The organism is Pseudotabrizicola algicola, from assembly GCF_010915705.1.
Lineage (GTDB): Bacteria > Pseudomonadota > Alphaproteobacteria > Rhodobacterales > Rhodobacteraceae > Pseudotabrizicola > Pseudotabrizicola algicola.
The window spans coordinates 205,188-230,853 of record NZ_JAAIKE010000005.1; the positions used below are offsets into that span (position 1 = coordinate 205,188).

22 protein-coding genes are annotated in these 25,666 nt (G+C 66.9%); 18 read left to right on the top strand and 4 right to left on the bottom strand.

The features are described 5' to 3' along the window. Nucleotides 1-93: 93 nt before the first annotated feature. The gene (locus tag G3572_RS15870) at nucleotides 94-2,094 is read right to left on the bottom strand and encodes a CocE/NonD family hydrolase (protein ID WP_164613663.1); all 2,001 of its coding nucleotides are present in this window, start codon (nucleotides 2,092-2,094) and stop codon (nucleotides 94-96) included. Nucleotides 2,095-2,204: 110 nt separating this feature from the next. Between G3572_RS15870 and betC the strand changes: the two genes are divergently transcribed. Beyond that, nucleotides 2,205-3,746 carry a choline-sulfatase gene (gene betC / locus G3572_RS15875; protein WP_164613665.1) on the top strand — a complete coding sequence of 514 codons (1,542 nt, stop codon included), beginning with the start codon at nucleotides 2,205-2,207 and terminating at the stop codon, nucleotides 3,744-3,746. Nucleotides 3,747-4,016: 270 nt separating this feature from the next. Here betC and G3572_RS15880 read toward each other — a convergent pair whose 3' ends face one another. Then, a complete protein-coding gene (locus tag G3572_RS15880; protein WP_164613667.1) occupies nucleotides 4,017-5,630 on the bottom strand; it encodes a GMC family oxidoreductase in 1,614 nt (537 codons plus the stop codon). Nucleotides 5,631-5,739: 109 nt separating this feature from the next. Then, nucleotides 5,740-6,207: an OsmC family protein gene (locus tag G3572_RS15885; RefSeq protein WP_164613669.1), complete on the bottom strand. Its 468-nt coding sequence runs from the start codon at nucleotides 6,205-6,207 to the stop codon at nucleotides 5,740-5,742. Between the two features lie 111 nt (nucleotides 6,208-6,318). Here G3572_RS15885 and G3572_RS15890 point away from each other — a divergent pair, with 111 nt between their 5' ends. The 16 genes from G3572_RS15890 (at nucleotide 6,319) to G3572_RS15965 (ending at nucleotide 23,151) form a co-directional block, all read left to right on the top strand. Continuing rightward, complete coding sequence (locus G3572_RS15890) at nucleotides 6,319-6,711, top strand: thiol-disulfide oxidoreductase DCC family protein (RefSeq protein ID WP_164613804.1); 393 nt, start codon at nucleotides 6,319-6,321, stop codon at nucleotides 6,709-6,711. Continuing rightward, nucleotides 6,711-8,051 carry an ABC1 kinase family protein gene (locus G3572_RS15895; protein WP_164613671.1) on the top strand — a complete coding sequence of 447 codons (1,341 nt, stop codon included), beginning with the start codon at nucleotides 6,711-6,713 and terminating at the stop codon, nucleotides 8,049-8,051. Before G3572_RS15890 ends, G3572_RS15895 begins: the two co-directional genes overlap by 1 nt. Before the next feature lie 867 nt (nucleotides 8,052-8,918). After that, on the top strand, nucleotides 8,919-10,259 hold the full coding sequence (gene proS / locus G3572_RS15900; RefSeq protein ID WP_164613673.1) for a proline--tRNA ligase: 1,341 nt from the start codon (nucleotides 8,919-8,921) through the stop codon (nucleotides 10,257-10,259). Nucleotides 10,260-10,329: 70 nt separating this feature from the next. Next, nucleotides 10,330-10,980, top strand: a complete 651-nt coding sequence (locus G3572_RS15905; protein ID WP_164613675.1) for a ThuA domain-containing protein — start codon at nucleotides 10,330-10,332, stop codon at nucleotides 10,978-10,980. Between the two features lie 78 nt (nucleotides 10,981-11,058). After that, nucleotides 11,059-11,721 (top strand): PAQR family membrane homeostasis protein TrhA, encoded by a 663-nt coding sequence (trhA, locus tag G3572_RS15910; RefSeq protein ID WP_164613677.1) that lies wholly within the window; start codon nucleotides 11,059-11,061, stop codon nucleotides 11,719-11,721. 97 nt (nucleotides 11,722-11,818) lie between these two features. Beyond that, entirely contained in the window at nucleotides 11,819-13,102 is a 1,284-nt protein-coding gene (locus G3572_RS15915; RefSeq protein WP_164613679.1) for a lipoprotein-releasing ABC transporter permease subunit, read from the top strand. Next, nucleotides 13,095-13,772, top strand: coding sequence for an ABC transporter ATP-binding protein (locus G3572_RS15920; RefSeq protein WP_164613681.1), 678 nt, complete (start codon nucleotides 13,095-13,097; stop codon nucleotides 13,770-13,772). Before G3572_RS15915 ends, G3572_RS15920 begins: the two co-directional genes overlap by 8 nt. 57 nt (nucleotides 13,773-13,829) lie before the next feature. Next, nucleotides 13,830-14,243, top strand: a complete 414-nt coding sequence (locus G3572_RS15925; protein ID WP_164613683.1) for a c-type cytochrome — start codon at nucleotides 13,830-13,832, stop codon at nucleotides 14,241-14,243. Nucleotides 14,244-14,577: 334 nt separating this feature from the next. Beyond that, the gene (locus G3572_RS15930; protein WP_164613684.1) at nucleotides 14,578-15,663 is read left to right on the top strand and encodes an AI-2E family transporter; all 1,086 of its coding nucleotides are present in this window, start codon (nucleotides 14,578-14,580) and stop codon (nucleotides 15,661-15,663) included. Beyond that, nucleotides 15,660-16,337 (top strand): P-loop NTPase family protein, encoded by a 678-nt coding sequence (locus G3572_RS15935; RefSeq protein ID WP_164613686.1) that lies wholly within the window; start codon nucleotides 15,660-15,662, stop codon nucleotides 16,335-16,337. Before G3572_RS15930 ends, G3572_RS15935 begins: the two co-directional genes overlap by 4 nt. A 46-nt stretch (nucleotides 16,338-16,383) precedes the next feature. Continuing rightward, nucleotides 16,384-18,558 carry an RNA degradosome polyphosphate kinase gene (locus G3572_RS15940; RefSeq protein WP_164613688.1) on the top strand — a complete coding sequence of 725 codons (2,175 nt, stop codon included), beginning with the start codon at nucleotides 16,384-16,386 and terminating at the stop codon, nucleotides 18,556-18,558. 120 nt (nucleotides 18,559-18,678) lie between these two features. After that, a complete protein-coding gene (locus G3572_RS15945; protein WP_164613690.1) occupies nucleotides 18,679-20,250 on the top strand; it encodes a Ppx/GppA family phosphatase in 1,572 nt (523 codons plus the stop codon). Next, complete coding sequence (locus G3572_RS15950) at nucleotides 20,237-20,842, top strand: VOC family protein (RefSeq protein WP_164613806.1); 606 nt, start codon at nucleotides 20,237-20,239, stop codon at nucleotides 20,840-20,842. The genes G3572_RS15945 and G3572_RS15950 overlap by 14 nt, the downstream gene beginning before the upstream one ends. Beyond that, nucleotides 20,839-21,324, top strand: a complete 486-nt coding sequence (locus G3572_RS15955; RefSeq protein ID WP_164613692.1) for a GNAT family N-acetyltransferase — start codon at nucleotides 20,839-20,841, stop codon at nucleotides 21,322-21,324. The genes G3572_RS15950 and G3572_RS15955 overlap by 4 nt, the downstream gene beginning before the upstream one ends. A 31-nt stretch (nucleotides 21,325-21,355) precedes the next feature. Next, the gene (locus tag G3572_RS15960) at nucleotides 21,356-22,072 is read left to right on the top strand and encodes a molecular chaperone DjiA (protein ID WP_164613695.1); all 717 of its coding nucleotides are present in this window, start codon (nucleotides 21,356-21,358) and stop codon (nucleotides 22,070-22,072) included. Further along, the gene (locus tag G3572_RS15965) at nucleotides 22,072-23,151 is read left to right on the top strand and encodes an endonuclease/exonuclease/phosphatase family protein (RefSeq protein ID WP_164613697.1); all 1,080 of its coding nucleotides are present in this window, start codon (nucleotides 22,072-22,074) and stop codon (nucleotides 23,149-23,151) included. Before G3572_RS15960 ends, G3572_RS15965 begins: the two co-directional genes overlap by 1 nt. Here G3572_RS15965 and G3572_RS15970 read toward each other — a convergent pair. Continuing rightward, a complete protein-coding gene (locus G3572_RS15970) occupies nucleotides 23,148-24,020 on the bottom strand; it encodes a LysR family transcriptional regulator (protein ID WP_164613699.1) in 873 nt (290 codons plus the stop codon). The two genes, G3572_RS15965 and G3572_RS15970, sit on opposite strands and share 4 nt — an antisense overlap. 100 nt (nucleotides 24,021-24,120) lie before the next feature. Between G3572_RS15970 and G3572_RS15975 the strand changes: the two genes are divergently transcribed. Then, a complete protein-coding gene (locus G3572_RS15975; RefSeq protein ID WP_164613701.1) occupies nucleotides 24,121-25,665 on the top strand; it encodes a proton-conducting transporter transmembrane domain-containing protein in 1,545 nt (514 codons plus the stop codon). The last annotated feature ends 1 nt before the right edge of the window (nucleotide 25,666 follow it).

Below are 25,666 nucleotides of genomic sequence, written 5' to 3' on the forward strand. Positions count from 1 at the left end.
GTTAGATCCGCGCCGGTTTTGTTGACTGGTGGATCAATAGAAACGGCAGATTCCCCTCGGGGCAACGATTCGTGCTGGCAGGGCCGATATTTTTCACACAAACAGCCGTTTCACTTTTTCGTTGTATTTCCGTGAAAAGACGACCTGATCGCCTTCCCATGCGGTCAGTTCCGCCTCCATGTGCAGATGCCCGGCGTCCGCTGTCATCACGGCGCGCGCCTTGGTGCGCACCCGCCAGTCCCCGCGCGACAACCGCTGCTCCCACACATGGGTCGCGCGGGCCGAAAGCGGGTCATCGGGGTGGATCTCCCAGCGCTCGGTCATCGTCTCGCCCGAGCACAGGCCGTGGTCCAGATTCTCCACATCGCCACCATCCTCCAGCACGCAAAGCGCCCGCGTGCCACGGATCAGATCGGTTTCGACCACCCGCCGCGATTGCCCCGCCCGCAGCACGCGGTGACGCCACGCCGGGGCCGCCTCCGGCTCGGGCGGGGTCCATGTGCCGCCCCCCTGATGCACGGGCAGGGAAAGGCGGCCTTCGGTCAATGTCAGTTGGCCCTGCGCGGGTGACGGCCACAGGAAAGGCCAATAGCTGTTCGACAGCGCCAGCCGCAGCCGATGCCCCGCCGCAAGACGGTAAGCCATCTGGTCAAGATCAAGGCAAACCTCTTCCGCCCTTCCGGGCGTCATCGGCTCGGGCTGCTCGCGGCTGTGACGGTGGCACAGGTTCAACATGCCATGCGCGATCCGCACCGAAGACCCGTCCGGCGCCACGTCACACAGCCGCGCCACCACAAAGCCCAAGGGCTGGTCCGACGCCAGCCGCAGCCGCAGCCGCGCCGCGCCCAGAAGCGCCAGCGGTGCCTCCAGCACCGGCCCGTCAAAGCACAGGCTCAGCGCATCATCCGCCGCCTGATCCCCCGGCATTTCCGCATTCAGCCCCATCGGGAAGAACTCGCCCGCCGACAGGCCAAGATGTTGCGCCGTAGACACAATCCGCTCAAAACCTGCCGGTTTGCCTTGCCCCGCCCGCCCCAGCGCCCCGCTCCCGTCCAGATGCAATTCCTCCACCGTCACATTCGGGCTGGGCCATTCCGCCTCGACAACCCAATGCCCCGCGCGGTGGCGGGCCGAGGCATCGGGCGGGGCCGAATGCAGCATGTAGGCGCGCATTGCAGGGTCCGCCTCCACCCCGGTCTCCACCCCCTTCAGCCAGCGATCCCACCAGCGCAGCGCCTCCTGCAGAAAGCCGATCGCCGGCCCCGGCACCGCCGTATGCGGGTATTGATGCACCCAAGGCCCCACGATGCCCTTGGCCCCGACATGGCGCACCAGCGCATCCACCGTGTTCATGTAATTGTCCGCCCAGCCGCCGATCGACAACACCGGCACCTGCATCCGCGCATAATCCTCGCACACCGACCCGTGCCGCCAATAGTCATCCCGCGCCTGATGCGCGGCCCAGCGCGGCGCCAGCCACGGCTCCGCCTCCAGCCGCGCCAACCACTCCTCCCGCCAGTCCGGACGCAAGGCCGGGTCCGGCGGACGGCTGGAAAACGACAGCATCACCGCCCCCCAGCCGAAGTTCTCGCCCAAAAGACAGCCACCCTTGAAATGGATGTCATCAGCAAACCGGTCGGTGGTCGAACAGACCGAGATCACCGCTTTCAGCGCTTCAGGCTGCAAGAAGGCGGTCTGCAGGCAGTTGAACCCGCCCCAGCTCTTGCCCATCATCCCCACCGCGCCATTGCACCACGGCTGCGCCGCCAGCCAGCCGATCACGTCACAGGCGTCCTGCAACTCCTGCGCGGTGTATTCGTCGGCCATCAGCCCTTCGCTGTCGCCATTCCCGCGCATGTCCACCCGCACACAGGCATAGCCATGCCCCGCCACATAGGGATGCATCAGCTCGTCGCGCGGCAAGGTGCCGTCGCGCTTGCGATAGGGAATGTATTCCAGCACCGCAGGCACCGGCTGCGCCTCGGCATCCTCGGGCATCCAGACCCGCGCCGACAGCCGCACCCCGTCGGGCATCACGATGCCCATATCCTCGAATTCCATGATCTTGCGCGGAAAATCTGCTAGCGTTCTCACTCTGCCCCCCTTGGTGGCGCATTTGGCCTGCGCTGGTCGCAGGCAGTCAAGACAAGTCCGGGGCCCCTTTGCAAGCTCGCCCCGCAGCCCAAGTGAAAAGGACCCGCCCGATGAACGCCCCCCGACAGGCCCCTGCCGCGGCCCCGGCCAAGGATCGCCCCAATATCCTGATCGTCATGGTGGACCAGCTCACCGGCACCCTGTTTCCCGACGGTCCCGCGCCTTTCCTGCACGCGCCGAACCTGCGGCGGCTTGCGGCGCATTCCCTGCGCTTCCGGAACTGCTACACCGCCTCGCCGCTCTGTGCGCCCGCGCGGGCCTCCTTCATGTCGGGCCAGCTTCCCAGCCGCACGCGGGTCTATGACAATGCCGCCGAATTCGCCTCCGACATTCCCACCTATGCCCATCACCTGCGCCGCGCGGGCTATCACACCGCGCTCTCGGGCAAGATGCACTTCGTCGGTCCCGACCAGCTCCACGGGTTCGAGGAGCGGCTGACCACCGACATCTACCCCGCCGATTTCGGCTGGACCCCCGATTACCGCAAACCCGGCGAGCGCATCGACTGGTGGTATCACAACCTCGGCTCGGTCACCGGCGCAGGCGTGGCCGAGATCACGAACCAGCTCGAATATGATGACGACGTGGCCTTCCAGGCGGTGCAGAAACTTTACGACCTGTCGCGCGGTGCCGATCCGCGGCCCTGGTGCCTCACCGTCAGCTTCACCCACCCGCATGATCCCTTCGTCGCCCGCCGCAAATACTGGGATCTGTATGAAGGCGCGCCGGAACTGGAGCCGCCCGCCGCCATTCCCTACGACAGCCAGGATCCCCATTCGCAACGCCTGATGGATGCCTGCGACTGGCGCGCCTTCGACATCACCCCCGACCAGATCCGCCGCGCCCGTCAGGGCTATTTCGCCAACATCTCCTATGTCGACGCCAAGATCGGCGAGCTTTTCGCCGTGCTCGAGGCGACGCGGCAGGAAGCCGTGGTGGTGTTCCTCTCCGATCATGGCGAGATGCTGGGCGAACGCGGGCTCTGGTTCAAGATGAACTTTTTCGAAGCCTCCGCCCGGGTGCCCCTGATGATCTCGGCCCCCGGCCTTGCCCCGGGCCTGATCACCGATCCGGTGTCCACCATCGACCTCACGCCCACCCTCGCCGCCCTCGCCGGAGTCGACCTTGCCGAGGTGATGCCCTGGACCGATGGCGTCGACCTGACCCCGATGGCACAGGGCGGCACCCGCCCGATGGTGGCGATGGAATACGCCGCCGAAGGCACCATCACGCCGATGGTCGCCCTGCGCGAGGGCGCGTGGAAATACATCCGCTGCCCCGCCGACCCCGAACAGCTCTTCGACCTCGCCGCCGATCCGGCCGAGCGCGAGAACCTCGCCACAGACCCGCGCGCCGCCCCCGTCCTCGCGCATTTCCGCAAGGCCGCCGATGCCCGCTGGGACCTGCCCCGCTTCGACGCCGCCGTGCGCGAAAGCCAGGCCCGCCGCTGGGTGGTCTACGAGGCTTTGCGCAACGGCGCCTATTACCCGTGGGATCACCAACCCCTCCGCGCCGCCTCCGAACGCTACATGCGCAACCATATGGATCTGAACGTGCTGGAGGAAAACAAGCGCTTCCCCCGCGGGGAGTAGCGCCCGAGCCGGCGCCGGATGCGCTCCGCGCGGGAGGTTTTCAGAAAGCTGCAAATGACTTGCTGCTTTCAAAATACTCCCCGCGAAGCGTCCGCTGCGAAAGCCGCGCCACGCCTCGGGGCCCGCGACCGCCCCATGCCTGCGCTGGCAACGCCGCCGAGCGGGGGCTCGATGCCCCCCGAGGTGGCCCCGGCCTCGCGGGGTCCGGCCTCCCGCGGCGCGCGCTTGCGACGGCACGGTGCTGCAACACCCTCCGTCTTGCCGCCACGCTCAGGGCGCATCCTCTAGCACCATTGCCGCGCCCCTCCAGCCCATCAGGATGGCAGGCGCATTGGTGTTGCCCGCGATGATGTTGGGAAAACTCGACGCGTCGATCACCCTCAACCCCTCCACCCCGCGCACCCGCAGCCGGGGGTCCAGCACGCTCGTCGCAGGGTCGCTGCCCATGCGGCAGGTACAGGAAGGGTGATAGACGGTGCCGGAACGCGCGCGGAAATCCGCGATCAGATCCTCGTCCGAGACGACCTCCGGCCCCGGGCGCAATTCCTCGCGGATCAGCCGCGCCATCGCGGGCTGCGCCGCGATATGGCGCAGCATCTTCACCGCCGCCAGCATCTCGGCCACGTCATGCGCGGTGGCAAAGGCATTGGCGGTGATCCTGGGATGCGCCAGCGGGTCGGGGCTGACAAGCCTGATCTCCCCGCGCGAGGTCGGGCGGCAGTTCGACAGCCCCAGCGACAGGCCCGACCACGGATCGGGCGACAGGATCGGGCGCTCGCCGTTGCGCGGGATCAGCGTGGAAAACGCCTGCATGTAAAGCTGCATGTTGGGCCGGTCCAGCGCCGGATCGGTGCGGAAGAACCCGCCCGCATGGTTGATCGACTTGGCCAGCGGCCCGCGCCCGCCCAAGAGGTATTGCAGCCCCGCCCATGCCTTGCCCCACCACGGGCGCAGCACGTCGTTATAGGTCGGCACCCGCATCGACCAGGTGTAGTTGATGCCCTGATGATCGCTCAGATGCGCGCCCACATTCGGGTTGTCGACCAGCACCGGCAGGCCCAGACCCTGCAACAGCGCCCCCGGCCCGATGCCCGACAGCTGCAACAGCTGCGGGCTGTTCACCGCGCCACCCGACAGGATCACCTCGCGCCGCGCGCGCAGCACCTCGACCCGTCCGCCCCGGCGCAGTTCCACCCCCACGGCGCGCCCCGCCTCGACCAGAACCCGCGTCACCTGCGCATGGGTCACCACCCGCAGGTTCGGCCGCTTCATCGCCGGCCGCAAGAACGCCCGCGCGGTGGAATTGCGCCGCGCGCCCTTGATCGTCATCTGGTAGACGCCGGCCCCCTCCTGCGACGCGCCGTTGAAATCGCGCGTCTCGGGCAGCCCCGCCTGCCCGCAGGCGGCGATGTAGTCATGCACCAGCGGGTGCAGCCCCTGCCGGTTGGCCGAGATGAACAGCGGCCCGCCCTGCCCGCGCCAATCATCCGCACCGGCCTCATTGTCCTCGATCTGGCGGTAGGCGCCCAGACAGTCATCCCAGCCCCAACCGGGCGCGGCCTGCCCCCACTCGTCATAATCCGCGCGGTGCCCCCGGATCCACACCATGGCATTGATCGACGAAGACCCCCCCAGGATCCGCCCGCGCGGCCAGTGGTCGGCATTGCCCGCGAGCCCCGGGTCGGGCTCGGCCCGATACATCCAGTTCACCGCCGGATCATAGAACAGCTTGCCATAGCCCAGCGGCAGGTGGACATAGAACCGCCGGTCACTGCCCCCGGCCTCGATCAGCGTCACCCTGTGCCTGCCCGAGGCGCTCAGCCGTTCGGCCAGCACACAGCCCGCCGACCCTGCCCCCACGATGATGTAATCGCTCTCGTCCATACCGCCCCGTTGCCTGTCGCCCGCCGCACCGGCCCGCGCAGGGGCCAAGGCGTCAACCTAGCGCGCCGCGCCCCGCCCACTTGCCCTGTTGCGACATCCCGTGTCGCGTCTAAACGATCACATGGTGCGGCGCATGGCTCACCGGAAAGGCCACCGACCGCGCGATGAAGCACACGGCCGAAATCCGCGCGTGCAACGCCTCCGCCAGCGTCAGGTCAGACCCCGCCGCCAGCGTGATCCGCGGGCGCAACTGCACCGACACGAACCGCCCCGCGCCCCCCGGCTCCACCTCGCCGATGCCCAAGGGGCTGTCCTCATAGGCGATCACCACCACCCCGGCATCTGCGGCGAAATGCAGATACCACAGCATATGGCAGGCCGAGAGCGCCGAAAGCAGCAGATCCTCCGGGTTCATCTTGCCCGGATCGCCCCCCAGAAGAGGATCGTTCGAACAGGACACCACCGGCTTGCCCGGCACCGCGATATCCCAGCTGCGCGCATAACCGCGATAGCTGCGCGTCCCCTCCCCCGTATTGCCCGTCCAGACAATCCGGCTCGTATAGGCATGTTCCGACATCGCCGCTCCTTTCCCCGCATGGCCGCTGCGCCCCTTATGCCGCGTTCCGTCCCCCCCGCCTATCCCTGCTCCACGACTGGACTTCCCCCGCGCGCGACCTACCTGCGCGGCATGGAAAACACACCCGACACCTCGGTCCTTTTCAACGCGCAATGCCCGGTCTGCAATTTCGAGATCAGCCATTACGCGCGCTATGCCGAACAGGCCGGTCTGCCGATCCGGTTTGACGATCTGAACGGGCCGCAACGCGCGCATTGGGGGCTTGATGCCGATACGGCAGCGCGGCGGCTCTATGTGCTGCATAGGGGAGAGTTGACCTCGGGCATCCCGGCCTTTCTGGTGCTCTGGGCGGAGATGCCGCGCTACAGGCTCCTGGGGCGTATCGTCGGCCTGCCCGGCATACGGCAGGTGGCAACCCTCGCCTATGACCATGCGCTCGCCCCGCTGATCTACCGCTGGCACCTGCGGCGGCAGCGCAGGCAAGCGGCAGCACACCGCCGCTGATGCACCCCCCCGATTTCCCCGAAGACGACAGCACCGCCGCCGCCGTCCCCACCGGACGCGCGGCGCGCCTGTGGCATTTCGGCGGCATGGCGGGCGGCATCGCGGGCAGCGTGGCAACGGGCGGCCTGCGCGCCCTTGCGGGCGGCCAGCGCCCGCGCCTGTCGCACCTGCTGCTCACCCCGTCCAATACGCAAAGACTGACCGACGGGCTGTCGCATCTGCGCGGCGCAGCGCTCAAACTCGGGCAGATGCTCTCGCTCGACACCGGAGTGATCCTGCCACCCGAGCTCACCGCCATCCTGTCCCGCCTGCGCGACGACGCCCGCCACATGCCGCCCAAACAGGTGCAGACGGTGCTGAACGGCGAATGGGGGCCGGGCTGGTATGGGCGCTTTGCCCGTTTCGATGTGCGCCCCTTCGCCGCCGCCTCCATCGGGCAGGTCCACCGCGCGGTCACGCGCGATGGCACCGAACTCGCCATCAAGGTGCAATACCCCGGCGTAAGGGACAGCATCGACAGCGACATCGACAATGTGGCAACGCTCCTGCGCCTGCCGGGGCTGCTGCCGCGCGGAATGGACCTCACGCCCCTTCTGGCCGAGGCCAAACGCCAGTTGCACGCCGAAGCCGATTACAGCGCCGAGGCGCGGCACCTGTCGCATTTTGGCGAAAGGCTGGCAGGGTCCGAAGACTTCCTGCTGCCCGCCCTGCACGCCCCCCTGTCAACGCCGCGCGTTCTGGCGATGACCTATGTGCAAAGCGATCCGCTCGACAGCCTGGCTGACGCGCCGCAAGCCCTGCGCGACAGGGTGGCCGCAGCCCTCATCGATCTGGTGCTGCGCGAGCTTTTCGTGCTGGGTGCCATGCAGACCGACCCGAACCTTGCCAACTACCGCTTTGACCCGAAGACGCGGCGTGTCGTGCTGCTCGACTTCGGCGCGGTGCAATCCATTTCGCCCGATCTGGCCGCCGATTTCCGCGCCCTCGCCCAAGCCGCCCTTGACGGCGGGCCCGAGGCGACTCAGGCCGCCATGCTGCGCATCGGCTATTTCGCGCCAGACACCGCCCCGCATCATCAGGCGCTGATCCGGTCGATGTTCGACACCGCGATGGCGCCGCTGCGGCAGTCCACGCCCTTCGACTTCGCCGCCAGCGATCTGCTCGACCGCCTGCACCGCATGGGCCGCGCCATCGGCGATGAACGCGACCTCGCCCATGTGCCACCCGCAGCGACGCTGTTCCTGCACCGCAAGATCGGCGGCATGTATCTGATGGCGACCAAACTGCGCGCCCGTGTGGCCCTGCGCCCGATGGTGGAACGCTACTGCCTCCCCGCCTGACCGCCCGCGCCGATGCCCCTCTGGCAAGCGCGGCAGCCGAAAGCCTCTCGCAACCACGGGGAAAGGCACCGCGCAGGCGGCCCGCAGCCGCCGGACGTCACCACGCGCCCTTCGGCGCAAGCGCGAAAAGCTCCCCCGTTCAACCGCAATCGCCTCCTCCAAGCCGGTGAACAAGGAGGCAAGGCACGCGCGCCCGACACCGGCCCCCGTCAAGGCCAGCCCGAGCCCGCCTGCGGATCGTCCCGAGGCCCGAACACCACAGCCCCCCAAGACAAACGGGCGCGGCCCGCCCCTCGGCGCGCGCGACTGCCCTGCCCCCTCTGGCCGCAGCCCCGTTTCTGGCCGGACTTTCGGGTATTTGGAAAAGGCGCAAGTCCTGCGGCGGGACTTTAGCTGCACCTTTCGCAAACACTCCACGCGCAAGGCGCATCCACCTCCAACACCGCCGCAGGCCCGTCAGGACAGGCGCGGCACCAGTCCGGCGAGGGCGCGGCCAAGGGTGACAGGGGGGCGCCGCCTGACGGCGAGCCGAAAGGGCCGGTAAGCGGCGCGGATCAGGAGCAGTGGTTTCAAAACGCGCGATCAGGGTGCCTGCGCGACCCTGCCCGAGCGCAGCGCGGCATCCGGTGCCAAAGAACCTAGGCGGCAGCACCCCTCGGTGCGATCGGCAAGCCTCCGGACATGACGGGGGCAGATCGGGGGGCAGATCGGGAGCAAAGATTAACACCCCCTTAATGCCGTAAGGTCAAGCCATTGGAATCATTACAGTCTCCCTTGTGTAACACAGGGGGAACCGTGAGCAGCCTTGCCTGACCCTTCCGAAGCGGCTAGGAACCTTCCGACCCCCTTTAGCGATAGGCCGCCCGCATGCGTCTCTCCCGATACTTCCTCCCCGTCCTCAAGGAAAACCCCGCCGAGGCCCAGATCGTCAGCCACCGCTACATGCTGCGGGCGGGCATGATCAAGCAGCAGGCGGCAGGCATCTATTCCTGGCTGCCCCTCGGGTATCGGGTCCTGCGGCGGATCGAGCAGATCGTCCACGAGGAACAGGCCCGCGCCGGCCACATCCCCCTCCTGATGCCCACCCTGCAACCCGCCGACCTCTGGCGCGAAAGCGGCCGTTACGACGACTACGGGCAGGAAATGCTCCGCATCAAGGACCGCCACGAGCGCGACATGCTCTATGGCCCGACCAATGAGGAGATGATCACCGACATCTTCCGCTCCCATGTCGGCTCTTACAAGGACCTGCCGCTGACCCTCTACCACATCCAGTGGAAATTCCGCGACGAGATGCGGCCAAGGTTCGGCGTGATGCGCGGGCGCGAGTTCCTGATGAAGGACGGCTACAACTTCGACCTCGACAAGGACGCGGCGCTGCACGCCTACAACCGCCACATGGTCAGCTACCTGCGCACCTATGAGCGGATGGGCCTCACCGCCATTCCGATGCGCGCCGCCTCGGGGCCCATCGGGGGCGACAACACCCATGAATTCCTCGTGCTGGCCAGCACCGGCGAGTCCGAGGTGTTCTACGATGCCGCCGTCACCGAGTTGAAACTGGGCGACCGCGAGGTCGATTTCGACAACCGCGACGAGGTGGCAGGCATCTGCCAGGAATTCACCACCCTCTACGCCCGCACCGATGAGACCCACGACGCCGCCCTGTTCGACCAGATCCCGGAAGACCGCCGCAAGGTGGGCCGCGGCATCGAGGTCGGCCAGATCTTTTACTTCGGCACCAAGTATTCCGAGGCGATGGGGGCCACGGTGGTGACACCCGAGGGCACCAAGGTTCCGGTCGAGATGGGCAGCCACGGTATCGGCGTCAGCCGCCTTCTGGGCGCGATCATCGAGGCAAGCCATGACGACAAGGGCATCATCTGGCCCGAGGGGGTGACACCCTTCCCGGTCGGGATCGTCAACCTCAAGCAGGGTGATGCCAGCACCGATCTGGCCTGCGAGGGACTCTACAAGGCGCTTGCCGCCAAGGGTCTCGAGGCACTCTATGATGACCGCGAGGAACGGGCCGGTGCGAAGTTTGCCACCATGGACCTGATCGGCCTGCCGTGGCGGATCACGGTGGGGCCACGCGGCCTTGCCAATGGCGTCGTGGAACTGACCAGCCGCCGCACGGGCGAGTCCGAGGAGATGAGTGCAGAGGCCGCCGTCGATCGGATCGTGCAGGTTTACGCGGGCCATCGCTAGCGGAACCGGCGGGGGCTGCGCGCCCCCGCACCCCGCGGGATACTTGGAAACAGAGGAACAGGGGCAGAGGATGACGCGAGCATTGATTACCTGGGGCGGCTGGGACGGGCATCAGCCCGATCTGGTCGCGGCCCTGTTCGCCGGCTGGCTGCGGGACGCAGGTATGGAGGTGCAGGTCACCGACAGCCTGACCTGCTTTGACGATCCCGGCGCGTTGGAAGGGCTGAGCCTGATCGTCCCGGTCTGGACCATGTCCGAGATCGGCAAGGAGCAAGCCGAGAATGCCGCAGCGGCCGTCGCCGCCGGCGTGGGGCTGGCAGGCTGTCACGGCGGCATGTGTGATGCCTTTCGTGCCAATGTGAAGTGGCAGTTCATGACCGGCGCGCAATGGGTCGCCCACCCCGGCAATGACGGGGTGCGCTATCGTGTGCGGATGGTGAGCGATGATCCGCTTGTCAGCGGAATCGCCGATTTCGAGGTGGAGACCGAGCAGTATTACCTGCATATCGACCCCGCCGTGAAGGTGCATGCCGTTTGCGATTTCCCGCTGGTGGACGGTCCCCATACACCCAACGGTCCGGTGCAGATGCCGGTGGTGTTCACCAAGCGCTGGGGGCTGGGCCGCGTCTATTACAATGCGCTCGGGCATCAGGCCAATGTGATCGACCACGGACCGGCTGCCGAGCTGATGCGGCGCGGTTTGCTCTGGGCTGCGCGCTGACGCAACGTCAGACCACTGATCGATTGACGCCGAGACGGCGGGCAGCATCATATGGCGCGTCTTGCCACAGGATTTGCCATGTCTCTGCCTGTTGACCACCCCCGATTGATGAAGCGCCCCTTCACGCTTGGAGAGCTTGTGGCCGATGGGGTTGTACATGCCCTTGCCCTGCTGGCCGGGCTGATCGCATTTTCGGCTTTGCTCTATCATGTGCTGGCGCGGGCAGAGTTCGGGCTTTTCGTGGCGCTTGCGGTCTATGCCGCCGGCTTCTTCCTGATGTTCGGCTTTTCGCTCGCCTATAACATGGCCCCGCCCTCGACGCTGAAATGGATGCTTCGGCGCTTTGACCACTCGGCGATTTATGTCATGATTGCGGGGACTTACACCGCCATTCTGGCGCAGTTCGAGCCGGGCCTGACGGTCTGGGCGCTTGGGGCTGTCGTGTGGGCGGGCGCTGTCTTGGGCGTTGTGGTGAAGCTTGCGCTGCCCGGCCGCTACGACCGTCTGTCGGTCATTGCCTATATCGCGCTTGGCTGGATCGGCGTGCTGGCCATTGGCCCTGCGCGCGCCGCGCTGCCCGATGTGTCGCTCTGGCTGATCGTATTGGGCGGCGTCACCTACGTGGGAGGCGTTGCGTTTTACAAATGGCATCGGCTGCGGTTTCACAATGCCATCTGGCACCTGTGCGTGGCGATCGCCGCCGGTTTGCACTTTGCCGCCATTGCGATTGCGGTCAGCTAAGGGTGATCCCGCCGAAGTGAGGCCGGCGCATATGGGCATGACTTGACGCGGCCGGACGCAACCGACACTGTCCGCGCGAAAAGATAACAGAGCAGCCATGCCCCAGACAGCCCCATTTTCCCGCTTCGAACGGATGATCGCCTGGCGCTATTTGCGCGCAAAACGTGCCGAGGGCGGGGTCAGCGTGATGACCTGGATCAGCCTGATCGGCATTACCTTGGCCGTGTTCGCGCTGATCGCGACACTTGCCGTGCGCGCCGGATTCAGGGCCGAGTTCGTCGATACCATCCTTGGCGCCAATGCCCATGTGACGGTGTATTCCACCGGACAGGCTGACGCCTTTGGCAATCTGGTCAAGGGCTTTCCCGATTACGAAGAGCGCTCGGCCGCCTTGTCTGCCGTGCCGGGCGTGACGCGGGCGGCCCCCCTGATCCGCGGTCAGGTGATGGTGTCAAGCCAGGGTGCCACCAACGGGGCCGAGGTATACGGCCTGACAGAGGCCGATCTGAAATCCATTCCGCGTGTCGGTCTGGGAGCGGATGCCTTCGGCGACATCGAGCGGTTCGAAGAGGGCGTGGCCATCGGATCGGTGCTGGCAAGGGACCTCGGGGTCACGGTCGGCGACCGCGTGCGCGTGATCTCTCCCGACGGGGTCAAGACCGCCTTTGGCAGCAGCCCGCGCGTCAACGCCTATGAGGTGGTCTATATCTTCACCGCCGGCCGATATGACATCGACAAGACGCGGCTCTATATGCCCTTCGCCGAAGCACAGAGCTATTTCAACCGAGAAGGGATGGCGGACGAGTTCGAGGTGATGGTGGACCGCCCCGACGACATAGACCGCTTTGCCGGACCACTGCTGCAGGCGGGCGGGGACACGGCGATCTTGTGGACGTGGCGGGATTCCTCGGGGGCCTTCCTGCGGGCCTTGGACGTGGAGGACAACATCATGTTTGTCATCCTGTCGATACTGGTGCTGATCGCGACGATGAACATCATTTCCGGCCTGATCATGCTGGTGAAGAACAAGGGGCGCGACATTGGCATCCTGCGCACCATCGGGCTGACCGAAGGGTCGGTGCTGCGCATCTTCTTCATGTGCGGGGCCTTCACGGGGATCGTCGGCACGGTGTTCGGGGTCGTCTTGGGGTGCCTGTTCGCGCTGTATATCGACCCGGTGTTCTCGGCGATCAACTATCTTGCCGGAGGCGGTGTCTGGGATCCGTCGATCCGGGGCATCTACGCGCTTCCGGCCAAGCTGCAATGGGCCGATGTGCTTTCGGCGGTGTCACTTTCCTTGGGGCTGTCGTTCATCGTGACGATCTTCCCGGCGCGGCGGGCGGCGCGGATGAACCCGGTGGAGGCGCTGCGCTATGAGTGATCTTGCCTTGGATCTGGCGGGGATCGAGAAGACCTACAATCGCGGCAAGCCGTCAGAGGTGATGGTGCTGCGAGGTGCGACCCTTTCGGTCAAGCCCGGAGAGGTGGTGGCCCTCGTCGCGCCATCGGGGGCGGGAAAATCAACGCTGCTGCATGTGGCCGGTCTGCTCGATACGCCCGATGCCGGGCAGGTGCGGCTGAACGGGCGCGAGATGAACGGGCTTGCCGACAAGGTGCGCACCAAGGTGCGGCGGGCGGATGTGGGCTTCATCTACCAGTTCCACCACCTGCTGCCCGAGTTTTCCGCGCTGGAGAACATCGTGATCCCGCAGCTTGCCAACGGGGTGGACGAGGCGCAGGCGCGGGCGCGGGCGATGGACCTTCTTGCAAGGGTGGGCGTGGCGGCGCGCGCGGATCATCGCCCCGCCGCGCTGTCGGGGGGCGAGCAGCAACGCGTCGCCTTCTGCCGGGCGATGGCCAATGCGCCGCGCCTGCTGTTGGCGGACGAGCCGACGGGCAATCTGGACCCCGGCACTTCGGATCAGGTGTTTGGCGCTCTGATGGATCTGGTTCGGGCCACGGGACTGGCGGCCCTGATTGCGACCCACAACATGGAATTGGCGGCGCGGATGGACCGGATTGTGCGGCTTGATCAGGGAAGGGTGGCCTAACGGCTTGTGCGGCGCCTTCGGGCCTGTCAGGTTGCGGGCAATAAGAAGGAGATCGCCATGGCAGCCCGTTTGCCCCTCATGTCCCTGTGTGCCGCCCTTTTGCTCGGGGCCTGTGTGATCGGGGGGGCGCGGGCGCCCGTGCCGACCGGAGCGCAGGACTTTGCCGATTTCTGCGCCGGATGCCACGGGGTGTCGGGCAAGGGGGATGGAGAGATGGCGGCGGGTCTGGCGCGGCGGCCTGCCGATCTGACCCTGCTGGCGCGCCGGAATGGCGGCACCTTTCCCACCACGCAGGTCATGGCCAAGATCTGGGGCTATACCGGCGGGCGGGGGGCGGGGGTGATGCCGAATTTTGGCCCCCTGCTGGACGGCGATCTGGTGCCCTATGACGGGGGGGACGGGATCTTGACCCCGACCCCGGTCCGGCTGGTCCAGATTGCGGAGCATTTAAAGACGCTTCAGACGCGGTGACCCCTGTGTTACAGGGATGATTTTCTTTTTAAATCAAAGATTTGACATTCCCGCGTTAAGGAAAATTTAACGCTTTGACCGGCACCTTTGCGGCTGGCGAGGGGGGAAGCGGTGCGAGACCCTGTGCCGGACCGTAGTGCGGCTGGTGCCCACCGTCACCCCCCTGCCCGCTCTGACCGGGCGCGGGTGCCGGAGCTTTGGGCAGGGCGGGCGCGAAACGGGCGCGCCGGACGCACCGCGAGGGGGCCCCGGCCTGTGGAGGCTTGCGTCTGGAACGGCCAAGAGCAATATCAGGGGCGTGAGCAGAGCCGACAGGCAGGCAGGGGCGGACGCGATGGCACTTCCGATGACACAGCAGGCGAAATACTGGGGCATCGCGGCTGCGGTGTTCCTGCTGCTGGTCTGGCTGATGGGCAATGTTCTGGTGCCTTTCCTTGTGGGCGGCGCGATTGCCTATTTCCTTGATCCGGTGGCCGACCGGCTGGAACGGCTGGGGCTGAGCCGCGCGGCGGCGACGGCGGTGATCACGCTGGTGATGTTTCTGGTGGTGGTCTTGCTGGTTCTGGCGGTGATTCCGACGCTGATCCAGCAGACGGTGGCGCTGGTGAACGCAGCGCCCGACATTGCCCGCAATCTGCAAACCTTTCTGACCGAACGCTTTCCCGACCTGACGGATGAAACCAGCATCATGCGCACGACGCTGGCCGATATCGGGGCCTTCATCCAGTCGCGCGGGGCCGATCTGGCGCAGGGCGTGGTCAGTTCGGCCATGTCGATCCTGTCGGCGCTGGTGTTCATCGTGGTGGTGCCGGTGGTGGCCTTTTACCTGCTGCTGGACTGGGACAAGATGGTGGCGCGCGTCGATGCGATGATCCCGCGCGACCATGTCACCACGGTGCGGCGGCTGGCGCGTGACATCGATGCCGTGCTGGCCGGATTCGTGCGCGGGCAGTTGACGGTGTGCCTGATCGTCGGGGCCTATTATTCGGTGACGCTGATGCTGGCCGGATTGCAATTCGGCCTTGTGGTCGGGGCGATTGCCGGTGCAGTCAGCTTTATCCCCTATGTCGGGGCGATCATCGGGGGCGTGCTGGCGATCGGTCTGGCGCTGTTCCAGTTCTGGGGTGACTGGTTTTCCATCGGCATCGTGGTGGGCATCTTCATTCTGGGGCAGTTCATGGAAGGCAATATCCTGACGCCGAAGCTGGTCGGCAGTTCGGTCGGCCTGCATCCGGTCTGGCTGCTGCTGGCGCTGTCGACCTTTGGTGCGCTTTTGGGATTTGCGGGAATGCTGATTGCGGTGCCGGTCGCGGCGGCGCTGGGGGTGCTGGCGCGTTTTGCCATCGGCCAGTATCAGGGCAGCCTGCTCTATCGGGGGCTCGACCCTGTGCAGGTGCCGCGCGACGAGGATGTGGTTTGACGGAGCAATTGGCGTTCGATCTGCCTGTGCAGGCGGTCTATCGGCGGGAAGATTTCTATGCCTCGCCCGCCAACGCGCATGCGCTGGCGGCGGTGGAGGGCTGGCGCGGCTGGCCGGGGGGCAAGCTGCTCTTGATCGGGCCGCCCGGGGCGGGCAAGACCCATCTGGCGCATATGTGGCACGAGGCGACAGGGGCGCCGATGGTCGCGGGCGCCGATCTGGCCGAGGCCGATCTGCCGGCGCTGGCCGCTGCGGGCCGCGTGGTTGTGGAAGATGCCGATGCGGTGGCGGGCGATCCGGCGACGGAAGAGGCGCTGTTCCATCTGCACAATATGGTGGTGCCGCAGGGGTCCTTGCTGTTGACCGCGCGGGGGCCTGCGCGGGACTGGGGCCTGCGGCTGCCCGATCTGCGCAGCCGCGTCGAGGCGGCATCGGTGGCGCGGCTGGAGCCGCCGGACGATGATTTGCTGTCGGCGGTGCTGGCCAAGCTGTTTGCGGACCGGCAGACGGTGGTGGCCCCGTCGCTGATTCCCTGGCTGGTGGCGCGGATGGAGCGATCTATCGCGGCGGCGCGCGCCCTGGTTGCCGCGATGGATGCCCGATCTCTGGCGCAGGGCAAGCCGATTACCAAGGGAACCGCGCTCGGGTTGCTGGACAGGGATGATGCGGAATGAAACAGTGTCATAGAAATGAAAGAGTTCGGAAGCATAAGTCCTTTCCATGACACAGTCTGATTTCCTCAAGGCCTCGTTTCCCGCCCCCGTCGCCGTTTCCGAGGCCGAGATTTCGGGACCGGGGCGGTTTTTCAACCGCGAGATGAGCTGGCTGGCCTTCAACTGGCGGGTTCTGGACGAGGCCGCGAACCTGCAGGTGCCGCTTCTGGAGCGGCTGCGGTTCCTGTCGATTTCGGCGACCAATCTGGACGAGTTCTTTACGGTGCGCGTGGCGGGGCTGCGCGCTCTGGTGCGGACGGGCAATGCGGTCTTGTCCGAGGACGGGCGCACCCCCGCCGAGCAACTGGTGCTGATCCATGCCGATGCGCGCAAGCTGATGCAGCGCCAGCAACTGGTGCTGAACGGGCTGAAGCGCGAGATGGAGGCCGAGGGGATCTGCATCGTCACCCGGTCGAAGCTGACGGCGGCGGATTTGCGGCATCTGGAGGCGCATTTCCTGCACAAGGTGTTTCCGGTGCTCTCGCCGCTCGCGATCGATCCGGCGCATCCGTTTCCCTTCATTCCGAACACGGGCTTCTCGCTGGCGCTGGAGCTGGAGCGGCTGACCGACCGGCGCACGCTCAAGGCGCTGTTGCCGATCCCGCAGCAGATCGCGCGCTTTGTGCCCTTGCCCGCCAAGGCGGGGGTGCAGCGGTTCCTGCCGCTGGAGGAACTGCTGCTGCTGCATCTGAACATGCTGTTTCCCGGCTATACCGACCGCGGGCATTGCGCGTTCCGCGTGCTGCGCGACAGCGATCTGGAGGTCGAGGACGAGGCCGAGGATCTGGTGCGCGAGTTCGAGACCGCGCTGAAGCGGCGGCGGCGGGGCGAGGTGATCCGGCTGAAAATGACGGCGGGGGCACCGGCGGATCTGCGCGCGCTGATCATGGACGAGCTGCATGTGACCGAGGCCGAGGTGGTCGAGGTCAAGGGCTTGCTGGGGGTGGCGGACCTGAAGGAGCTGGTGCTGTCGTCGCGGCCCGATCTGTTGTGGCCACCCTTCACGCCGCGCGTGCCCGAGCGGGTGCAGGACCACGAGGGCGATCTGTTTGCCGCGATCAAGCAGAAGGACATCCTGCTGCACCACCCTTATGAGACCTTCGATCTGGTGATCCGCTTTCTGGAGCAGGCGGCACGCGACCCCAATGTGCTGGCGATCAAGCAGACGCTGTATCGCACCAGTTGGGACAGTCCGGTGGTCAGCGCGCTGTGCGAGGCGGCGGAGGCGGGCAAATCGGTGACCGCGCTGGTGGAGCTGAAGGCGCGGTTCGACGAGGCGGCGAACATCCGGCAGAGCCGGCGGCTGGAGCGCGCGGGGGCGCATGTGGTCTACGGGTTCATCCACTACAAGACCCACGCCAAGATCAGCACGGTGGTGCGGCGCGAGGGGGATGCGCTGGTGACCTATACCCATTACGGCACCGGGAATTACCATCCGATCACGGCGCGGATCTATACCGACCTGTCGTTCTTCACCTGCGATGCCGCGCTGGGGCGGGATGCGACCAAGGTGTTCAACTACCTGTCGGGTTATGTGCAGCCCGAGGGGCTGGAGAACATCGCGATCTCCCCCATCACGCTGAAGCCGAGGCTGCTGGAGCTGATTGCCGCCGAGGCCGACCATGCACGGGCGGGGCGGCCTGCGGAGATCTGGGCCAAGATGAACAGCCTGATCGACCCCGAGGTGATCGACGCGCTATATGATGCCTCGCGCGCGGGGGTGAAGATCAGCCTTGTGATCCGGGGCATCTGCGGCTTGCGGCCCGGCATCAGGGGGCTGAGCGAGAACATCCGTGTGAAATCCATCGTGGGGCGGTTTCTGGAGCATAGCCGGATCGTCTGCTTTGGCTCTGGCCACGGGTTGCCGAGCAAGCAGGCGCGGGTGTTCTTTTCCAGTGCGGACTGGATGGGGCGCAACCTGACGCGGCGGGTGGAAACGCTGGTCGAGGTGCATAATGACACGGTGAAGGCGCAGATCCTGAGCCAGATCATGGCGGCCAATCTGGCCGATGAGGCGCAAAGCTGGGTGCTGCGGGCCGATGGCACCTCGGTGCGGGAATTGCAGCCGCGCGACGGGAAACTTTTCTCTTGTCACACGTTCTTTATGGAGAACCCGTCATTGTCGGGCCGTGGCACCGCGGGGGCCAAGGATGTGCCGAAACTGGCCACGCTGCGCGACTGACGCGGGCGGCCAAGCCGGTGCGCGGATGGCCGGAGCGGCCCGGCACAAGGCAAGCCGACGGTTCTTGACGCCGCCACGGACCCTGCGCAAAGGTCCGGTTCAGACGAGACTGGGGATCAGATGAAACGCGATCAAGACGATACCGCCGCCGCCGAGGATGACGATTTCGGCCCCTTTGGCCGCGCCCTGTTCGAAGACCCGTCAACCCGCGCGCTTGGCCGTGTGGGTGTGGTCGACGTGGGCTCGAACTCGGTCCGGATGGTGGTGTTTGACGGGGCGGCCCGCAGCCCTGCCTATTTCTACAACGAGAAGATCCTCTGCGGTCTGGGCAAGGGCCTTGGCGACACCGGGCTATTGAACCCCGAGGGCAAGGACCGTGCGCTGGCGGCGCTGAAACGCTTTTCCCTGCTGGCCGAGGGCATGGGCGCGGCCCCTCTGACGGTGGTGGCGACCGCCGCGACGCGCGAGGCCAAGGATGGGCCGGCCTTCACCGCGCAGGTGCTGGAAGAAACCGGATTGCGCCTGCATGTGATTGATGGCGACGAGGAAGCCCGCCTGTCGGCGCAAGGCGTGCTGCTGGGCTGGCCCGATGCCAAGGGCATTGTCTGCGACATCGGCGGCAACTCGATGGAGTTCGCGCGGATCGGCGATGGCAAGGTGGGCAAGCGCCTGTCGGTGCAGCTTGGCCCTTTTCGGCTGCAACAGGTGCAGGGCGGCGAGGAGAAGCGACGCGCGCTGATCCACCGCGTGCTGACCACCGCGCAGCAGAAGATGAAAACCGAAGGCGAGCGGTTCTATCTGGTGGGCGGGTCGTGGCGGGTGATCGCGCGGCTGGATATGGAGCGGCGCAACTACCCGCTGACCGTGCTACATGAATACCGCATGCCCGCGAAATCGGCGCTGGATACGCTGGACTGGCTGCAGGGGGCGGACCTGAACATGCTGCGGGGCCGCACCGGCACCAGCGTGGAGCGGATGGAACTGGTGCCGCTGGCCTGCGAGGTGCTGCGCGAGGTGATAAGGGTGTTCAAGCCGTCCGAGCTTGACATCTCGTCCTACGGCATCCGCGAGGGGCTGCTGTATGAACAGATGCCGCAGCAGTTGCGGGCGCGCGATCCGCTGATCGAAGCGGCGCGGGCGGCGGAGCAGACCAGCGCGCGGCTTCCCGGCTCGGGCAAGGCGCTGTATAATTTCCTGATGCCCCTGTTCAAGGACCGCAGCAAGGAGCGCCTGCGCCTGATCAAGGCCGCCTGCCTTTTGCATGACACCACATGGCGTGCGCACCCCGATTATCGGGCCGATGTGTGTTTCGACAATGCCACACGCGCCAACCTTGGCGGGCTGGACCATCCGGGGCGGGTGTTTCTGGGGCTGGCCTTGCTGCACCGCTACAAGAACAACCGCTCGGGCACGCGGCTGGAGCCGCTGTTCCGCCTGCTGTCCGAGGACGAGATGCAGGAGGCCGAGGTCTTGGGCAAGGCGATGCGGTTTGGCGCGATGTTCGCGGCAGGTGATCCGGCGTCGGCGGGCGCGTTGACGTGGAAGCCGAAAAAGCGGTTGCTTGACCTGCAACTGACGCCGCTGGGGGCGGGCTTGTTCGGTGAGGTCGCACGGGCACGGTTTTCGTCGCTGACGCAGGCGCTGCGGGCCAAGGGGCGGGTGTTGCAGCCCGGCGATGATGCTGAGGCTTGACCATCTGGCGGTGAGTTGCGCCGATCTGGCGGAAGGCGCGGCGGCGGTCGAGGCAGCACTCGGGGTGCCTCTGGTCGCGGGGGGCAAGCATCCGCATATGGGAACCCACAACCGCCTGCTGGGGCTGGGCGAGGCCTATCTGGAGGTGATCGCGGTTGATCCGTCGGCGCCTGCGCCCGCATGGCCGCGCTGGTTTGCGCTGGACGAGTTTGCGGGGCCGCCGCGGCTGACGAACTGGGTCGCGGCCTGTGATGATCTGGAGGCGGCGGTGGCGACGGCTCCGGCCGGGGTGGGCGTGCCTGTCGATCTGGCACGCGGCGATCTGCGCTGGCGGATGGCAATACCCGAGGACGGGCGTTTGCCGTTCGGGGGCTGCTTTCCGGCGTTGATCGAATGGCGGGGGCCGCACCCTGCCCCGCGTTTGCCCGATGTGGGCGCGCGACTGGCGCGGCTGGTGGTGACGCATCCCGAGGCGGCGGCGCTGCGGGCGGCCTTGGCCGGGTGCGCCGATGCGCGGCTGGTGATCGAGGCGGGGCCGAAGGGGATGGCTGCCGAGATCGACACGCCGCAGGGGCGGCGGGTGCTGGCATGATCCGCGCGGCAGGGGCGGCGGATGCCGCGGCGGTGGCCTTGATCTGGAACCATTACATCCGCGAGACGCCCGCAACCTTCAACGCGGCGGAAAAGACGGTGGAAGAGGTGGCGGCGACCATTGCCGCGCGGCAGGTGCAGCGCTGCTTTCTGGTGGCCGAGGTGGCGGGCGCGGTGCGGGGCTTTGCCACCTATGACCAGTTTCGCGGCGGCGTGGGCTATGCGCACAGCATGGAGCATACGGTGCTGCTGGCCCCCGGTGCGGGTGGCGGCGGGCTGGGGCGGGCGCTGATGGCGGCGGTCGAGGCGCATGCAACATTTGCTGGCGCACATGTGATGGTGGCGGGCGTCACGGCGGAAAACGCGGCGGGACAGGCGTTTCATGCCAGATTGGGCTATGTCGAGGTCGGGCGGATGCCGCAGGTGGGCCGGAAATTCGGCCGCTGGATGGATCTTGTGCTGATGCAGAAAATCCTGACCTGACAAGTGTTGCGGGGCGCGCTATCCTGACCCCATGTCGATCTGGACCCGCATCGCTGACGCGCTTTCGGCCCTCGCGCAAGGCGAAGGGTTGTCGGCTGTGTTCGACCGTTTGCGCGGGGTGGAGTCGACGCCGGAGAAATCGGTGGGCTTTACCATCGCGGTGATCGCGCTGGGGGCCAAGATGGCCAAGGCCGATGGCGAGGTGTCGCGGCACGAGGTGGCGACCTTCCGGCAGATCTTTGCGATTCCCGACGAGGAAGCGGCCAATGCGGCGCGGGTGTTCAATCTGGCGCGGCAGGATGTGGCGGGGTTCGATGCCTATGCGCGCAAGGTGGCGGCGATGTTCCGCAGCGAGGGGCAGGCGCTGTGCGCCGATGATCGCAACGTGCTGATCGACCTGCTGGAGGGGTTGTTCCATATCGCGATGGCGGACGGGGATTTTCACCCCGCCGAGGATGCGTTCCTGCGCGAGGTGGCGCGGATCTTCGGGCTGGATGACCGCTGTTACGCGACGATGCGCGCGCGCTTTGTCGAAGGCGCGCCGCGTGACCCCTATGACGTGCTGGGCGTGACGCCCGATGCCCCGATGGAAGCGGTGCGCGCGGCGTGGCGGCAGGCGGTCAAGGACAGCCACCCCGATGCGATGATCGCGCGCGGCGTTCCGGCCGAGGCGGTGAAGCTGGCCGAGCGGCGGCTGATCGCGATCAATGCGGCGTGGGAGGATATCTCGGCGCGGCGGGCCGCGTGATGGCCGCAACCGAGCGGCTGCGGATTGCCACCTACAATGTGGAATGGTTCAACGCGCTGTTCGATGACGACGGGCGGCTTCTGGCAGACGGAGCGCCCTCGGCCCGCCACCGGATCAGCCGTGCCGAGCAGGCGGGGGCCTTGGGGATCGTGTTCACCGCGATGGATGCCGATGCGGTGATGGTGATCGAAGCGCCCGACACCGGATCGCGGCGCAGTTCGGTCCGCGCGCTGGAGACATTCGCGCGCGCCTTCGGGCTGCGCACCAGCAGTGCGGTCACGGGGTTCATGTCGGAGACCGAGCAGGAGATCACCCTGCTGTATGATCCCGCGCGGCTGACGCCCCGGCATGACCCTGTGGGCGATCCGGCGGGCAAGAAGGGCAGCCGCGATGCGCCCCGCTTTGACGGCACCTTCCGCTATGATCTTGACGCGGACAGCGCGCCCGACCTGATCCGGTTTTCCAAGCCGCCGCTGGAGTTGGAAGTGACGACCGCGCTGGGCCGCAGGCTGCGGCTGATCGGGGTCCACGCCAAGTCGAAGGCCCCGCATGGCGCGCGCAAGCCCGACGAGATCACCCGGCTGTCGATCGAGAACCGCCGCAAGCAACTGGCCGAATGCATCTGGCTGCGCGCCCGTGTCGAGGGGCATCTGGCGCAGGGGGATGATCTGATCGTCATGGGCGATTTCAACGACGGGCCGGGCTTGGACGAATATGAAAAGCTGTTCGGCCATTCGGGGGTGGAAATCGTGCTGGGCGTCGATGTGCCGCCCGAGGCGCGGCTGTATGACCCGCATGCCGCGATGGCGCAGGCGGGACGGATGAATCTGGCGCCGACGACGGCGCGGTTCTGGCTGAACCCGCAACAACGCTATTTCGAGGCGCTGCTGGATTTCATCATGGTGTCGCCGCGACTGGCCCAGACACATCCGAACTGGCGCATCTGGCATCCGTGGAACGATCCGGCCTGTCTGAACACGCCCGAATTGCACGAGGCCCTGTTGCAGGCATCGGACCATTTTCCGGTGACGATTGACCTGACACTTGACGGGCCGGCCCCCGCCCCGCGAGACGGCTAACGGCGCAGAACCTCGGCCAGAAGCGCGTTGGGAAAGCGGCGCGCCTGTGTGATGGCGAAGAAGGTTTCGGTCAGACCGTCGAGCCGCGCCACCTCGACCAGCGTGCCTGCCTGCAGTTCGTCGCGCACGACGATGGGCGGGATGACGGCGAGCCCCGCATCGGCCCGTGCCAGAAGGCGGATCATGGCCATGTCATCCACCTCGGCGGCGAGGATCGGGGTGATGCCAAGGCGGGAGGCCATGCCGTCGAAGGCGGCGCGCAGGCTGGTTTCGCGCGTCGGCACGATCAGCGGTTCGGAAGCCAGAACATCCCGCAGGGGCCGTTCGGTCCGCCCCAGACGCGCGGGCGTGCCGATGAGGCCGATGGGCTGCTCGTCAAGCCGGTGGACCAGCCACGAGCTTGCCGCATCGCGCGCGGGGGCAAGGTTGGTGAGCACGACATCGAGCGCAAGGCTGCCGAGGCCGCGCAGCAGTTCATCCTGCGAGCCGGAGCGCAGCACCACCTCGACATCGGGGCGGCCGATGAGGGGGGCGAGGAACTGCATCTGGAAGTTGCGCGACAGGGTGGCAAGCGCCCCCACCCGCAGCGCCCGCCGCGAACGGCCCGTTTCGCGCAAGGTGGCGGTCAGGTCTTCGACGGTGCGGAAGATCGCCTCGGCATGGTCGAGTGCGATGCGCCCCGCTTCGGTCAGCACAAGGCCCCTGCCCCGGCGTTCGAACAGGTCTTGGCCCAGCGACGCCTCTAGCGCGCGCAACTGTGTGGACAGCGCCGATTGCGACAGGTTCAGCGCGCGGGCGGCCCCAGTGAGGGTGCCATCGCTGGCAATGGCGCGGAACAGCCGGAGATGATGGAGGTTGAGTTGCGCCATTCGTTCTATTTCATCAAATTATTTCGCATAATATATGTAATTTTCTGAAAGTCCGGCAAGCGATATGTGATGGCGCATGATGCCATGACCGGAGGTTGCCATGACAAGCGTTTCGTTACTCGCCCTTGCCCCGTTGATTTTAGGCGCTGCGGCGCTGGTCTTTGTGGCGCGTCCCGGCCGCCGCCCCGGACGCTGGCCCGTGCTGGCCGAGGCGGCGAGCCTTGCCGCGCTCGGGCTTGGCCTTGCCGGTGCGGTGCAGCTTTGGGCAAGCGGGCCGCAGGTGTGGCAGGCGGGCGCTTTGGCGCTGGTGCGGCTGGATGCGGTGAGCGTGACGATGGCGCTGCTGGTCGGTTTTGTCGGCTGGGTGGTGGTGCGCTATGCGCGGCGCTATCTGGACGGAGAGGCACGCGAGGGGCGGTTCCACGGGCTGACGCTGATGGCGATTGCCGCCGTGCTGCTCTTGGTGCAGGCGGCGAGCCTGCCGGTGCTGATCGCCGGATTCGTGGCGGTGGGCGCGGTGCTGCGCCAGTTGCTTTTGTTCTACCCCGAGCGCGCCGAGGCGCAGCGGGCGGCGACCAAGTTCAGCCGGGTCTGGGGGGCGGGCGATGTGGCCCTGATCCTTGCGGCGGTGCTGTTGTGGCAGAGCTTCGGCACGCTGGACCTTGCGGCGCTGAACGCGCAGGCCGCCCTGCCGCCATTGGCGCAGGTGGCGGTGGGGCTTCTGGTGCTGGCGGCGGCGCTGAAAACCGCGACCTTTCCGCTGCACGGCTGGCTGACCGAGGTGATGGAGGCCCCGACGCCGGTGTCGGCGCTGCTGCATGCGGGCATCATCAATTCGGGCGGTGTGCTGCTGATCACGCTGGCCGGTCTGGTGCAGACGAGCGCCGGGGCAATGGCGGCGCTGGTGATGATCGGCGGGCTGACGGCGCTGTTCGGCGGTCTGGTGATGCTGACGCAAAGCGCGGTCAAGACGGCGCTGGCATGGTCCACCGTGGCGCAGATGGGGTTCATGCTGCTGCAGTGCGGGTTGGGGCTTTGGGCGCTGGCGCTGCTGCATATCGTGGCCCATTCGCTGTACAAGGCGCATGCCTTCCTGTCCTCGGGCGGGGCGGTGCGGGCGGTGAATGCGCTGCGCAAGCCCGGTCCGGTGGCCGTTCCGGGCCTTGGGGCGGTGGCGCGGGCGCTGGGGCTGGCGCTGGTGCTGTATGCGGCGGTGGCGGCGGGGTTCACGGTGCTGGTGGGCGAGAAGTCACCGCAGGCGCTGGCGCTGGGGGCGATGCTGATCTTCGGCGTGTCCTATCTGATTGCGCAGGGGCTTGCCGATAGCGCGCCGGGGGCGCTGACGCGGCGCACGATGGCGGCCTCTGTCGCGGCGGCGCTGGCCTATTTCGGGTTTCAGGTGCTGGCGCAGACGGTCTGGGGGCCGTCCTTGCCTGCGACCCCGGTCGCCGGGGCGCTGGAATGGGCGATGATCGTGCTGGCGGTGCTGTCCTTCGGGCTGGTCGCCTTTGCGCAGGCGCTGTTCCCGCTGTGGGCGCATCACCCCTCGACCGCCGGATTGCGGGTGCATCTGGCGAACGGACTTTACCTCAACGCGCTGCTGGACCGTCTGACGGGCGGGTTCCGGACGGCGGCAAAATCCTGAT

Bases quoted from the DNA above. Each gene is read 5' to 3' on its own strand.
- G3572_RS15880 (WP_164613667.1), bottom strand. From the start codon at position 5,630: ATGGACGAGAGCGATTACATCATCGTGGGGGCAGGGTCGGCGGGCTGT.
- G3572_RS15885 (WP_164613669.1), bottom strand. From the start codon at position 6,207: ATGTCGGAACATGCCTATACGAGCCGGATTGTCTGGACGGGCAATACG.
- G3572_RS15905 (WP_164613675.1), top strand. From the start codon at position 10,330: ATGACGCGAGCATTGATTACCTGGGGCGGCTGGGACGGGCATCAGCCC.
- G3572_RS15965 (WP_164613697.1), top strand. From the start codon at position 22,072: ATGGCCGCAACCGAGCGGCTGCGGATTGCCACCTACAATGTGGAATGG.
- G3572_RS15895 (WP_164613671.1), top strand. From the start codon at position 6,711: ATGCACCCCCCCGATTTCCCCGAAGACGACAGCACCGCCGCCGCCGTC.
- G3572_RS15915 (WP_164613679.1), top strand. From the start codon at position 11,819: ATGCCCCAGACAGCCCCATTTTCCCGCTTCGAACGGATGATCGCCTGG.
- G3572_RS15920 (WP_164613681.1), top strand. From the start codon at position 13,095: ATGAGTGATCTTGCCTTGGATCTGGCGGGGATCGAGAAGACCTACAAT.
- G3572_RS15930 (WP_164613684.1), top strand. From the start codon at position 14,578: ATGGCACTTCCGATGACACAGCAGGCGAAATACTGGGGCATCGCGGCT.
- G3572_RS15925 (WP_164613683.1), top strand. From the start codon at position 13,830: ATGGCAGCCCGTTTGCCCCTCATGTCCCTGTGTGCCGCCCTTTTGCTC.
- G3572_RS15950 (WP_164613806.1), top strand. From the start codon at position 20,237: ATGCTGAGGCTTGACCATCTGGCGGTGAGTTGCGCCGATCTGGCGGAA.
- proS (WP_164613673.1), top strand. From the start codon at position 8,919: ATGCGTCTCTCCCGATACTTCCTCCCCGTCCTCAAGGAAAACCCCGCC.
- G3572_RS15940 (WP_164613688.1), top strand. From the start codon at position 16,384: ATGACACAGTCTGATTTCCTCAAGGCCTCGTTTCCCGCCCCCGTCGCC.
- trhA (WP_164613677.1), top strand. From the start codon at position 11,059: ATGTCTCTGCCTGTTGACCACCCCCGATTGATGAAGCGCCCCTTCACG.
- betC (WP_164613665.1), top strand. From the start codon at position 2,205: ATGAACGCCCCCCGACAGGCCCCTGCCGCGGCCCCGGCCAAGGATCGC.
- G3572_RS15970 (WP_164613699.1), bottom strand. From the start codon at position 24,020: ATGGCGCAACTCAACCTCCATCATCTCCGGCTGTTCCGCGCCATTGCC.
- G3572_RS15945 (WP_164613690.1), top strand. From the start codon at position 18,679: ATGAAACGCGATCAAGACGATACCGCCGCCGCCGAGGATGACGATTTC.
- G3572_RS15975 (WP_164613701.1), top strand. From the start codon at position 24,121: ATGACAAGCGTTTCGTTACTCGCCCTTGCCCCGTTGATTTTAGGCGCT.
- G3572_RS15960 (WP_164613695.1), top strand. From the start codon at position 21,356: ATGTCGATCTGGACCCGCATCGCTGACGCGCTTTCGGCCCTCGCGCAA.
- G3572_RS15955 (WP_164613692.1), top strand. From the start codon at position 20,839: ATGATCCGCGCGGCAGGGGCGGCGGATGCCGCGGCGGTGGCCTTGATC.
- G3572_RS15890 (WP_164613804.1), top strand. From the start codon at position 6,319: ATGGAAAACACACCCGACACCTCGGTCCTTTTCAACGCGCAATGCCCG.